The organism is Haloarcula sp. Atlit-120R, from assembly GCF_003665885.1.
In the GTDB taxonomy this organism is placed as follows: domain Archaea; phylum Halobacteriota; class Halobacteria; order Halobacteriales; family Haloarculaceae; genus Haloarcula; species Haloarcula taiwanensis.
This window is the reverse complement of sequence record NZ_QPLN01000003.1, coordinates 212,889-225,597: the sequence shown is the minus strand read 5'-3', so window position 1 is coordinate 225,597 and position 12,709 is coordinate 212,889. Positions and strand designations below refer to the sequence as shown.

General features: G+C 57.2%; 12 protein-coding genes. 6 read left to right on the top strand and 6 right to left on the bottom strand.

From position 1 onward, the window contains the following. The first annotated feature begins 50 nt into the window (after positions 1-50). Entirely contained in the window at positions 51-1,250 is a 1,200-nt protein-coding gene (locus DVK01_RS12900; protein ID WP_121537029.1) for a hypothetical protein, read from the top strand. Between the two features lie 78 nt (positions 1,251-1,328). Further along, positions 1,329-2,189, top strand: a complete 861-nt coding sequence (locus DVK01_RS12895; RefSeq protein ID WP_121537027.1) for a methylenetetrahydrofolate reductase — start codon at positions 1,329-1,331, stop codon at positions 2,187-2,189. Positions 2,190-2,485: 296 nt separating this feature from the next. On the opposite strand, the gene DVK01_RS12890 is transcribed toward DVK01_RS12895, so the two are convergent. Together DVK01_RS12890 and DVK01_RS12885 are read right to left on the bottom strand one after the other, a co-directional pair. Beyond that, positions 2,486-3,862, bottom strand: a complete 1,377-nt coding sequence (locus DVK01_RS12890) for a glycine cleavage system protein T (RefSeq protein ID WP_101351784.1) — start codon at positions 3,860-3,862, stop codon at positions 2,486-2,488. 209 nt (positions 3,863-4,071) lie between these two features. Then, positions 4,072-4,569: a dihydrofolate reductase gene (locus DVK01_RS12885; protein WP_121537025.1), complete on the bottom strand. Its 498-nt coding sequence runs from the start codon at positions 4,567-4,569 to the stop codon at positions 4,072-4,074. Between the two features lie 245 nt (positions 4,570-4,814). On the opposite strand from DVK01_RS12885, the gene DVK01_RS12880 reads away from it, so the two are divergent. Then, entirely contained in the window at positions 4,815-5,090 is a 276-nt protein-coding gene (locus DVK01_RS12880; protein ID WP_101351782.1) for a hypothetical protein, read from the top strand. A gap of 173 nt (positions 5,091-5,263) precedes the next feature. Here DVK01_RS12880 and DVK01_RS12875 read toward each other — a convergent pair whose 3' ends face one another. Further along, on the bottom strand, positions 5,264-5,917 hold the full coding sequence (locus DVK01_RS12875; RefSeq protein ID WP_101351781.1) for a helix-turn-helix domain-containing protein: 654 nt from the start codon (positions 5,915-5,917) through the stop codon (positions 5,264-5,266). 400 nt (positions 5,918-6,317) lie between these two features. On the opposite strand from DVK01_RS12875, the gene DVK01_RS22265 reads away from it, so the two are divergent. Further along, positions 6,318-6,485, top strand: coding sequence for a hypothetical protein (locus DVK01_RS22265; RefSeq protein ID WP_198560252.1), 168 nt, complete (start codon positions 6,318-6,320; stop codon positions 6,483-6,485). A gap of 115 nt (positions 6,486-6,600) precedes the next feature. Here the strand turns inward: DVK01_RS22265 and DVK01_RS12870 are convergent, their stop codons facing one another. From DVK01_RS12870 to DVK01_RS12860, 3 genes are all read right to left on the bottom strand, one after another. Next, complete coding sequence (locus DVK01_RS12870) at positions 6,601-7,638, bottom strand: carbon-nitrogen hydrolase family protein (protein ID WP_233562776.1); 1,038 nt, start codon at positions 7,636-7,638, stop codon at positions 6,601-6,603. 89 nt (positions 7,639-7,727) lie between these two features. Further along, a complete protein-coding gene (locus DVK01_RS12865) occupies positions 7,728-8,966 on the bottom strand; it encodes an MFS transporter (protein WP_121512508.1) in 1,239 nt (412 codons plus the stop codon). Between the two features lie 481 nt (positions 8,967-9,447). Continuing rightward, positions 9,448-10,230 (bottom strand): IclR family transcriptional regulator, encoded by a 783-nt coding sequence (locus DVK01_RS12860; protein ID WP_121537023.1) that lies wholly within the window; start codon positions 10,228-10,230, stop codon positions 9,448-9,450. 528 nt (positions 10,231-10,758) lie between these two features. Between DVK01_RS12860 and DVK01_RS12855 the strand changes: the two genes are divergently transcribed. Together DVK01_RS12855 and DVK01_RS12850 are read left to right on the top strand one after the other, a co-directional pair. Next, positions 10,759-11,856, top strand: a complete 1,098-nt coding sequence (locus DVK01_RS12855) for an ABC transporter ATP-binding protein (RefSeq protein ID WP_121537319.1) — start codon at positions 10,759-10,761, stop codon at positions 11,854-11,856. 1 nt (position 11,857) lies between these two features. Further along, a complete protein-coding gene (locus tag DVK01_RS12850; RefSeq protein WP_121537021.1) occupies positions 11,858-12,658 on the top strand; it encodes a creatininase family protein in 801 nt (266 codons plus the stop codon). The last annotated feature ends 51 nt before the right edge of the window (positions 12,659-12,709 follow it).

Here is a 12,709-nt window from a genome sequence, read left to right as displayed (position 1 = left end):
GTATTCCACACCCATCTCTACACCATAACGTGTCATAGTCACTCAATGACATGGGACTCCACACCGCTTTCACGGCGCTCGCGGAGGTTATCGATGCGTACGAATCCCGCGGTCGGTCCATCAAGACCGTCGAAGCATCGCCTGCCGACATCGGTGGTGCAGTCCTCGATGTGACGGTGGCAATGCCGGTCTCGTTGCGTTCCGGTGGCGGCGCTGACGAGAGTCTCACGCCGGAGACTGCGAGGTTGACCGAGAGTGGTGACCTCGAGGTCACGTTCTCCCCACCGGCTGCCGAACTCCCGTCGACTTCCGGTGTCTCACTGTCGATATGCGACGCTTCGGCGACGGTCACCAACGATGGCCTGCTCCTGACGGTGCATCTAACAATCGACGCCACGGATGCACCAGAGGGGGCAGCCAGCGCCGACTGCGGGCCTGACCGGGCAGGCTCCAGCGACACAGCGACCACCACACCACGTTCGGCCGGGACCGTCGAGGGTGACGATGACCCGGTCGATGGGTCGGCCGTCTCGGCTGCAGAGTCTACCAGCGACGGAGAAAGCGGGTCACAGGAAAACTCACTGGCAGGCGACGCGTCTACGGCGGATGCGCAGTCGGGTCACGACACCGACTCTGAACCCGACCCATACGCCGCCGTCCGCGACGACTCCGTGCCACCGTACGAGGACACCGACTACCTGCAAGCACTGTACGACGGATGCGACAACTTCAGAGAAATCGCCGACAAAATACAGATGGACGTGTCCTCCGAGACAGTCCGACGGTACATGATAGAAGCGGATATCCACGTCCCGAACACGTACGACACCTCCAGTGACGACGAGGAAGACCCGTCGACCGAATCAGGTGCCTCGGACGAGGACGCGACTCAGTCCGGAGCTACGGATGAGGACGAACAGGTCACTGTGGTCAAGCCTGTCTCGGCTGAGTCATCCGGTCCCGCCGACGAGTCAGTCGGAGAACTTCCCGACGAACAACTGGTCACCGACGGGATCGGACTCCCGGCTGAGGTCCAGTTGCGAGACGTCGCGGACGCGGTCGTCGAGTCAGACACGGTGTATGAGGTGCAGCGATGTCTGGGGCTTGACCGCAGCCAGGCCCGGGACCTGCTTGAGGAGCTCAATCTGTTAGACCTCGTCCTGTGCCGACTGGCAGACGAACCGGAGCATACTGTCTCCTACAGCAGAGTGGCGAGTCGAATCCGGCAGTGTGCGCCACATAGTGCGTGATGACCGCGGTTTCTTATAAATGGGTTCGATGCCCCACCCACAGAGAAAAGTACGGGTATGTGTTATATATGGCAACACATGGCCCTCGGAACTCACGCAGTCTCAAACAGTCAGGGTGTCCAGACGCTGCTGACGAGCGCCCGATTCGAACTGATGCCGTTCGAGAGCTTCGACGAGGAAATCACCCACCTTCCCGACGACGCGACCATCGCAATTACGACCTCGCCACAGCTCGGTATCGAGAAGACCGTCGAAAAGACGGAGCAAGCCGCTGCAATGGGGTACGATGTCGTGCCGCACGTCGCAGCCCGCTATGTGGAAGACCGGGCGCAACTCGAAGCAATAACCGAGCGACTGGACCAGGCAGGCATCACGGACATTTTCGTCCCTGGCGGTGACCGCGAAGAACCGGCCGGCGAGTTCGAGTCGGCGCTCGACCTGCTCGAAGCGCTCGCGGACACCGAGTACGACTTCGAGGAGGTGGGCATCACGGGCTACCCCGAGGGGCACGACTTCATCGACGACGAGACGCTGGCGGAGTCGATGGCACGGAAAGCACCGTACGCAACGTACATCGTCACGCAACTCTGCTACGACCCGGATGCTGTGTTGGAGTGGGTCGAAGAGATCCGTGCTCGCGGTATCGAACTCCCGGTCGAAGTCGGCATCCCGGGGGTAATGAACTACCAGCGACTGATGCAGATCTCCCAGAAAGTCGGTGTCGGTGACTCGATCAAATTCCTCAGAAAGACCACAGGCATTCTCGGATTCGTCAAGCAACTGGTCGGTTCTCGCGGGACCTACGAACCAGACGAACTCATCGACGGCCTCGCGCCATACGTCGGAGACAACGACTACAACATCCGGGGCATCCACATCTACACTTTCAATCAGACGCCCGACACGGAGAAATGGCGGCACAAGCGTCTCGATTCCTGACCCCGACTGATTGCCCGGACTCGGACGGCCTCCCGACAACCACCTGTTTCCGACCGTATTGTAGTCTCTGACAGCGGATAGTGGTGTGTCCCGATAACCACACCGCAGTACAACGAGAGGCGACGTGGATATTCAGCAGACACATCTGTCCAGCGACAGCAAAGCAGGACTGAGTGACGTGTCAAAGCAGCGTAGCGCTACGACAGTTTCAGTGAGCACCGGGACGGCAGTCAAAGAATAAAATCGGCGGACGACAGCGAAGTGCGCTGGCTGCCGGGACAGGCGGAGTCCGGGAGTTAGTCGTCGCTTTCAGCTTCTTTGCGGGCGTTGAGCTTCGCCTGCTCACGGGCGCTGGGATTGACCGACTCCTTGAACGGCACCTTCGCGGCGGTGGCGAACACCGGTTCGCCGGGTTCCTCTGCGTACTCGTCTGGGAGATGAACCTGGAACTCTAAGTCCAGTTCCTCGTCGTAAATCTCGTCGTTGAGCGGCGTATCTGTGACTTCCTGAATCTTCTCGGCCGGGACGAACCCCATCCCGATGTTGGTTTCGAGGTCCGGGTTCCACCACGGGGACGTGAGGTAGCCACACTCCTCGCCCGTGTCCGGATCAGAGATAAGCCAGAAGTCGGGGGCGTAGTCGCGGATCGGCTCACCGGCAATCTTCAGACCGATAAGCTTGTGCTGGAACGGGTAGTTACCGTTCTCGATCTGTTCTTTCTGCTCTTCAAGCACCTCTTTCCCGATGTAGTCGGCCTCCTTATCGTCGGGAACGTGATAGCCGAGATTGACCTGAAACGGAGAGGTCTCGTGGTCGAGGTCCTGACCCCAGGACATGATGCCAGCGGCAATCCGGCGGTGGTGTCCCGGCGCGATCTGGCGACCACCGTGGTCTTTGACGGACTCCATAACTGGGTCCCATACCTTCTCAGCGTCCTCGTGGGCGTTTCGGACGTAAATCTCGAACCCTTTCTCACCGGAGAAGCCGGTCTGGCTGATGAGCACGTCGGCCCCGTTGATTTCGCCGTCCATCAGGCCGTAGTACGGGACATCTTTGACCTCGTCGCCGACGACATCGACCATCACGTCAAGCGCTTTCGGACCCTGTATCTGCATCGGTGCGACGTCGATCTCGTCGATTTCGACGTCGAAATCGTTGTCGACGTTGACACCTTGGAGCCACTGCATCAGCGTCGAGTCCGAGATGGAGAACCAGAACTCGTCTTCCTCGGGACGCAGGAGGACGGGGTCGTTCAGGACGCCACCGTCCTCGTTACAGAGGATGACGTACTTCCCGTCCATGGCGTCCATACCTGTCACGTCGCGTGTGACGACGTAGTTCGTTAGCGCTTCGGCGTCAGGCCCTTTGACACGAATCTGGCGCTCTACGGCAACGTCCCAGAGGGTGACGGTGTTGGTCAGTGCGTCGTACTCCTTCATCACACCGCCATCTTCGGGTTCGATGAGGCCGCGCGGGTGATAGAGACGGTTGTAGACGGTTGCCCGCCAGGCACCCTCCTCATTGAATGACTTGTGGAAGAACGGAGACTTTCGAACGCGCGTCGACACTAACATCTCGATGTTGGGGTCACCAGTCTGGCGGAGGTTACGTGGGACGGTCCGGTCTGACTGGTCGACACTGGGATGGTTAGGATGTTCCTCGTTACCGGTCATGCCTCTGAAAGAAGATGTGAAATGCTAATAAAAGATACTGTTACTTGCTTCTGGGATTTATATACGGGGTAGAGTTGACTGGCAGCGACGATGCTCTGAGCCGTTGTTTTACACCTCCTGAGCACGAAACCGTATAATACGGCTGAGGCTGGAAAGTACGGGACGAAACGCCCGGCACAGCGCAGTCGTTGTGACTGCTCAGACAGAGATCATTCCGAGCAACTGCTTGTTCGAGTGTAGCTCACGATAGCGAACTCGCTGTGTGTCGTTCGGTCGGTCTCAGTCCAGCACGACCAGTCGACTGTCGGAAAGACGACATCGCCATCGAAAGGGGCTGATACTTCCGTCAGAACTAGCTCGTCAGCCCGTTGGAGAAACTGTTCGTACACTGTCGCCCCGCCGATGACGTACGTCGTAGATGCACCACTATCGGCCGCTGCTGACAACGCCGACGTCGTCGAGGTAACGGCCGTAACACTGTCCGGAAGGCGATTCGGTGTCGTAGTCAAGACGATGTTCAGTCGCTTCGGCAGCGGGCCACCAAGGTCACGCTGAATACTCTCGAAGGTTCGCCGCCCCATAATCACGGGATGACCGACTGTTGTCTGCTTGAAGTGTGCCAGGTCTTCGGGATACTGCCACGGAATGTCGCCGCCAGCGCCGATCACGCCGTTAGCTGCGACGGCAGCGATCAACGAGACTTTCATACATACCACTTTGTCGGGCTCCTAGGAATAAGTCCGTCCCGGTCGATGAGTGAGGTCACCGCTCGGAACTCACGCATCAGTTTCGCTGCCCGAGTTGGAGACACAGATGCAAGAATTCTACCAGGTCTTGAGTATCGTACTTCCACCGTTTGTGACCAGTAAGATGCTGTCACAGCAGTGCTAGCCCGGACCGTGATAGCGCATCTCGCGCGCCACTTATGGGGGTCAGCCATATAAAATGTTGCATGGATACGATTCACCTGTCGCCCGGACCCGCCGCTGCTCAGGCGTTTCGCCTGGGAATCGTTGCGAGCGCTGTCGGTGGGCTCGCCGGAATCGCGACCCTGTACTGGCTAGACGTTCTGACGCCACTGTTTGCTGGATACGTGCTCGTTCTCCTGTTCCCCGTGTATCTCGTCTTCGCCGCGACAGCGTTGAGCGTGTGGTTGGGATACAACAAAGATGCGACAGCGTTACGGCCAGTCTATCGGCAAAAAGATTCGAGCAGGCAATCGAAGTAGCTTCTAGCAGCTAAAGGGATCTAATATTCGCCCGATAGATGTCTTTTTGCTGTTTTTAGACAGAAACTGTCGGATTTGCTTTCAGATGTGAGTCGATATGAACAGCAGAAGTTGCTACTGGCAAAGCCGCGGGAAGCCCTTTCCGAGCACCCACTGATCTCCGACTTTCGAACTCACTTCTCTCGGTCTATTAACGTCGCCGCAATGAGGTTCCGCATCCCACGGCGGAGTCTGCCGCTCATCGCTGTCGAGGATAGTCCGATTTCGTCGGCGACTTCGTTCAGCGAGATATCTCTGGGCTCTCCGAAATAGCCGTTTTCGTACGCAGTTGTCAGGGCGGTCCGCTGTTCGTCAGTCAGTCCGTACGACGACTCGCCTCCGGTGTCCGTGTTTCCGTATATTTCGATTATATCGAGTGAGATATCGTTCTCGTTTGCATATTCCCAGATCGTATTGAGCGCGTCGCGGTCCGGGAGCAGGAGTCGGACGAGCCACCCGTTGCCCTTCGTCTCTGTATGAACGAGAAAACCGTTGACATCGGTAACAACGGAGCTGATGAGTTTCGTTTCAGGAGTGTGTTCGATGTAGTATATACCAGTCTGGTCGGTCCAGTCGACAAGATCGTAACTCTGGACTGTCGGGTCGGCATCGAGCATCTCCTCGAGTCGTTCCCTGTCGTGATACTCGATAAGGAACGGAAACACAGTGGATCCCGGGTCGGTGTTCCCCTGTGTAATAACGCGGATGGTTATCTCTCCAAGGTTCTGTAAGGTCGGAACCAGCGCGAGGCGTTCGTGTTCGATGTGTATTTTGGTCGTTATCGACATTGTGTGGGACGGGACTGCTCTCGAGGCGTCAAAGATCAATACGAGCTGGACGGCTGAACAGCAGCATCGGTGAGTTACTGTGTATATGCTGGGTCTCTACGTCAATGTTTACATACACAGGTGCACACACGAGGGCAAAAATATAAATCTGACTGTACTCCGAGCGAGGACAGGCCGGGCTGAGTAGTGTGTTTTCACCGTTGAGAACGGACATGGAACCTGTCCTGGGAACAGACCGGACGGAAACTGGTCGAAAACTGTGTGGCACAGATTTACTCAATGCAGCGACAGCCGCTCTACTGACAATATATATTAATAATCATGTTAAACCGTCCGTAATAAATGCCCGTGATTATCCACCAAGGGCCTTAGGATGTTGTGGCCAATATAGTATATTGAAATGAGCACCCAACAAAACAGGACAACAGAGAACAGCAAGTTCTCCACCGACGATTTCTATCTGCCGGCAGTCGCACTGCCACCGAACTTCGGGCGCATCGAGTCGGTCGTTTCCGACCTCTTTGATTTCCACGGTGTCGTGTTGATTCCGGACAGTTACAATAAGTAATTCCCCAACCCACCGGTTTGCATTCTATCCGAAAAAGAACCAGCTACGACTACTTAGTCTGCCAGTTCGTCGGCGACCGCTTCGACAACTCCGATGGGAACGTCGTACTCGTCGGCTACCGCTTGTGCCTGGGCTGCCGAGAGCGAACCGTCCCAGCGACTGCCTCCGTGCCGGATTCCCGAGGCTGTGACGGCATTAGCGTTTTATCACTGATGGACAAGCTGACTGCGTCCCATCGGGTGTAGTGACCCATCGCATCGAAGTATGCTTTCGTCGCCCGTCGTTCGTCGTCCCGGAACTCGGCAGTCAGAAGCCCCTCCTCACCGATCAGCGGGCCGGCTTTGACAATACCAGCCGGGTTGATAAGCATACTCCCGCCCGCAGCGACGTTGAATCCGAGTTCCTCCGCCGAGAACCCGTCCGGCACGGCGTCGCTCATGTACGCCGAACACGCGGCGACGAACGACTGGGTTTCGAAGGCATACTCACGCATGGCGGGATAGATATCACAGGTATCCACAGCGTCGCTCGTCTCCGCTCGGGTCTTGTCCCCCGGATGCCCGTGCTGTTCCCAGAAGCCGGGCCAGACGGCGGCGTGTATCTCCTCACCCATCGCGGTTAGCGCCGCCTTCGAGAGTGTCATGTGGTTCTCATAGCAGATGAGCCCACCGAGTCGGCCGACAGCTGTTTCGTACGTAGCCAGACACGACGGATCGCCACGGCCCCAGATGGCACGCTCCTCGTGGGTCGGCATGAGTTTCCGGTGGCGACCCACCAGCTCCCCGGTACTGTCGAAGTAAAACAGCGAATTGTAGAGCGTCTCGCTCCCCTGCCGGTCGCTGATTTCGTTCGTCCCCAGCACGAGCGTGAGGTCGGCTTCCGCGACGGTCTCACCGAGGATATCAATCGCCTCGTCGTCGACGTGGAGGCTATTCTTCTGAAGATCCACCATCAGGTCAGTCCATCTGGGGATGGAAACACTGCCCCGCCAGTATGGATACCCTGGGAAGTACGTCTCCGGAAAAACGACGATGTCTGCGCCGTCCCGACCCGCCTGCTCGATATACCGACACGTCTTGTCCAGCGTTCCAGCCTTATCATGGTAGACGGGCTCTACCTGTGCGGCCGCAAGTGTGAAAGACTCAGATGGCATTCGTCTGTGATGTGTCTTCCAGTGACAAATCAATTGAGCCGACAGCCCGGAACGCGGGCCGCGAACGGCGGAGTGCATCAAGTCGTAGCCTACTGGCGTCCGGGCTCCGGGGCCTGCCATGCAACGATGATACCGGCGACAGCGACCACGCCAGCCAGTAAAAACGCCGACGCAAATCCGGCTCTGTTCACCACGGCGCCGCCGGCAATCGGTGCAACGAACGCACCCGCGAGGCCGATACTCGTCTGGAATGCGACCGCCGTTGCAGCGACCCGCAGGTCAACGACCTCTCGGACGTACGTAAACGAGAGGCCAAGCGTCAGTTGGACCGCAAAGCCGATCAACAGAAGGACGGTGACAAGCAACGCCAGCGAGCGAAGCTGCGTGAACCCGAGGAGCAGCGGCGCAGCAAGGCCGAACGAGCACAGCACAACCGGTCGCCGCTTGCCATCGAAGACCCGATCCGATATGAGTCCACCGCTGATTCGAGAGAGCACCCCCACAGCGGGGAACACGGCAACAACGAGCCCACTCACGGCCAGCGAGAAGTTTAGTTCTTGCGTGAGATACGACGAGCCCCAGCTGTTCACAAACAGGTATAGCGCGTAACCGAGGAAGCCGAGAGCCCCGACGAGCCAGACACTCGGGCTCCGCAACACTGCCCCGAATTCTCGCAGAGACGGGGCATCACCCCGACTTCCGCCGTGCCCGCGACTCGCTGGCCAGAAGACGGCCAGGCCGGCGATTGCAGGGCCAATGAAGGCCAGAAGGACAGTCGGCCAGCCGAACCGCTGGGCGATGAGCGGCCCAGTTCCCTGTCCGAGTGCGAAGCCAACCGGGCCGCTGGCGGTGAAGATGCCGACTGCTGTCGCGCGGTGAGAGTCCTCGACAGCCCGGCTCACCATGTCAATACCGGCGTTCCAGACGACGACGTAGGCGGCTCCGCCCAGTGCACGGGATGCGAGGATTGACTCGTACTGGCCGCGCCGGCCGGCTCGCCATCCCCACAGCCCGGCGATGACCAACATGCCTACCGCAATGGCCATCGCGGTTCTCGAATCGGTCCGATCCAGTACAGCACCGGCAGGAAGGCTGACGACGACAGCAGTTCCGAACATGACTCCGACGAGGAGTCCAGCGGCTGTCGGTCCGACCCGCAGTGATTCCTGAATGAGCGGCGTGACGCTTGCAGGGACGATCTCGTATGCGGCCAATCCCATCGAAATCAGGCTCGCACCTGCCACAAGCCACCACGTCGAGTTGGCTGTTCGGACGGCTGTCTCAGCAGTGGGATCCGACATATCGGAGTCAGTCGCCTGTGGTGTCATGCTATCGGCAGAGCGCGTTTTGTCATCGCGGTGTAGTATCGGTATCGGAACTGGCAGTGAAAAAGTCGGGGCAATTCGAATAGCGAACAGTTAGCAGGCGATTCTCGGGCAACACGGGAAGACCTGCTCTGAAGGAGCAGTACCAACGAAGACTCACTATGTGCGGATGAGAGAACGGGCGTATTGAACTATACGACTTGAACTAATCGAGACAAGGCAGTGTTACCTAATGCGGCGGATTATGAGTCTACGGTCCGCATACCGCCAGCGTACACACGGTAGTAATTTATGTTATTTGCCCACATTTAGTTCGAGAGAGAAATATTACCTGGAGAAGTTTCGATTGGTTTTGGGGCGAACTCAGGAATTAAACCAGAGAAGGCATCTATTATGCCGGGTTTAGGAATAAAGTTGCCGCCGAAAGGGCATCGATACCAAGTATTTGTTTGTATCACTGAACGAGGCAGTATTGTATTTCGGGCTATCCGTCTATCGTACTGTACTCGTAGTATTGACTTCGAACTTCGATCTCGTTTTTCGTATATCTGAGTATTTCCAGCAGGTTTGCCATATATCTGGACGTGAATCTATCTCTGGGACCAGTAATACCGAGGGACACCATAACATCCTGTTCGTCGTTGAATATTGGTACAGCGACACCTCGAACACCTCGGAGATGCTCCTCGTCGTCTATCGCATAGCCCTGGTCGCGGATTTGCTCAAGCGCCGCTTCAAGCTCTGACCGGGATGATAGCGTGTTATCAGTCCCTCTCGGAAGCCCATGTTCGGCAACGATTTCGTTTCGTTTGTCCACCGGAAGATGCGCCAGAATGGCTTTGCCCAGCGATGTCCAGTGCATCTCTGTGTGGTTCCCGATAGGGATTTCGTCGCCCGCAGCCTTTCCGCCAGAACTCCTGTAGAGGATGACCCGCTGGCCGTTCTCCTCGATGCCGGCACCAGCAATCTCACCCGTTTCTCTGCTGAGTTCTTCGACTTTATTACGGAGCAGCCGACCAATATCCAGCCGCTGCCGAACACTGCCACCGAGCTCCAGAAAGCGGAACGACCGACGATACTGCCCGGACTCCTTAACGACGTAATCGCGTTGAACTAATGTGTTGAGATGAATGAAGACAGTGCTCGTGGGGATATCGAGGTGAGACGCCAGATCGGAGAGACCGACCGGTTCAAGTTTTCCGAGAGCACCGAGGATGTCCAGCGTCGTCTCAACCGCGCTGATTGTTTTATTGTTCTGTGAAGGCATAGATGCGCTTTTTTCTGCAGAATAAAATAGGTTCCGGCGAGCGGCAAAATATTTCCAATGGTGTTGGAAGCCAGTACTGCACCCCGAAGCGATCCAGTCTAACAAGGGTACGGATGTTATTTTCTACAATTTCTCCCATTGCGAAGAATGGCAACATACCACACGACCACAACGGTTGTGATATCCAGCACCCGATTTCAAAGTTACAGGGTCTCTGGCGTTGGTTTATCACACCAGCCTGCTCCTGGCGAGCACAACAGGTAGTTTTCAATCTCATTGAAAGAGAGTGGCAGCGCTCCGAGGTCCCATTTGCTCCGACGGAGTAGCTCTCTACTCCGTGTTCCGCGTTACGGTACGAGGTCGCACTACCGAGTATCCATTTGCAGCATGACTCAAAACCGCTAGCTACGCAGTCATACCGGATAGTACTCCACAGTGCTCGCCAGGTTTCGATGTGATTGGTCTGCCTGCCCCTGCCGGTACTACCAACATTTATTAATGATGATTGCGATGCTTATGTTACTCGGTATGAGCGAAGTTACACTATCAAGCGTCAGCAAGGTATACGACGACGACGTCCTTGCAGTCGAGGATCTTTCTCTGACCGTGGAGGACGGGGAGTTTATCGTCGTTGTCGGGCCGTCCGGCTGTGGGAAGTCGACCACGCTTCGGATGATTGCGGGGCTCGAAACGGTCACCGATGGTGAGATTGCTATCGGCGGGGACGTAGTCAACGACGTTCGTCCACAGGACCGGAACATTGCGATGGTGTTCCAGAGTTACGCGCTGTACCCGCACATGACCGTGCGTGAGAACATGTCCTTCGGGCTACGACTGTCGGGTGAATACGATGATCAGATCGAACAGCGCGTGACCGAGGCCGCCGAACTGCTGGAAATATCGGACCTCATGAACGATTTACCGAAGCAACTCTCGGGTGGCCAGCAACAACGTGTCGCGCTCGGGCGGGCTATCGTCCGGGACCCGGAGGTGTTTCTGATGGACGAACCGCTGTCGAATCTCGACGCGAAGCTCCGGACCCAGATGCGCACCGAGATCCAGCGAATCCAGGAAGAGCTGGACGTGACGACGATTTACGTCACGCACGATCAGACGGAAGCGATGACGATGGCCGACCGGATCGTGATTCTCAATCAGGGTGAGCTCCAGCAGGTTGCGCCGCCGGAACGCTGCTACGATAAGCCCAACAACAAGTTCGTCGCGGGATTTATCGGCTCACCATCGATGAACTTCTTCGAAGTGAGTGTGACGAACAGCGGCGGGCGCGCGACGGTCCACTCAGGAGCTGTCGAATTCACAGTCGACGTCGACATTCCGGATGGGGAGTACACGCTGGGCGTCCGCCCCGAAGATTTCGTTGCCGAGGACGCCGGCACGTACATCGAGACAGCCGTCGACGTCGTAGAACCCATGGGGTCTGACAATTTCCTCTATCTGGAGACTGAAGGCGGGTCGAAAGAAATCGTAGCCCGAGTCGATAGCGAATACCGCCCAGAACGCGGCGACGAAATCGCGTTAGGGTTTCATACAGAGGATATGCATCTGTTCGATTCCGATGGCGAACGAGTGGAACTGACTCAGCTTCAGCGGACAGAATCAATCTAATATGTTGTACGATACTATCGGCCGGAAAGAGAGCGAGTGGGCCGGAATGACTGCGAGTCAGATCCGCAGAGTCGGTGAACAGTCGGGGTCTGTTCTCGTTATTCCCGTTGGCAGCGTCGAACAGCACGGGGATCACCTCCCGGTCGTCACCGACACACTTCTGGTCGAGGCGATGGTCGACACTGCCATCGAGCGTCTGGACGACGTTCCTGTCGTGATGACACCGCCAGTCTGGAGCGGGTTCTCACCACATCATCTATCGTTCGGTGGGACCCTGTCACTCGAGTTTGCGCACTTGCGGGCGACACTTGAGGATATCGCGCACGCCGGCATCCAGAACGGATTTGATGCGGTGCTGTTCGTCAACGGTCACGGCGGGAACAGTCCGCTCATCGATGCCGTCGTGAGTACCGTGGGCATCGATACTGATGCGGAAGTGCTCGGGACGACGTACTTCCATCTGGCATCAGAGAGAATCGAGGAACTCCGGACGACCGAGACGGGGGGAATGGCCCACGGCGGTGAGTTCGAGACATCCCTCATGCTTGCGCTCCGACCAGACCTCGTGGGCGACCCGGAGGTCCGCGACGGTATGCCGCTGGACGAACACTACAGATGGGGCGGACAAGACCTGCTCGACGGGGGTACCGTCGCCGTCTATCGGTCGTTCGACGAGTATTCCACATCCGGAGCCATCGGGACGCCGAAGCAGGCGAGCGCGGAAACAGGCGAACGAATCCGCTCAGTTATCGGCGAGGAACTCGCGGCCCTCATGACGGCGATTCACGAACACAATGCGTAACCAATGATGGACACAACACAAAGAATTATGTACATGGAAATAGGTGACATT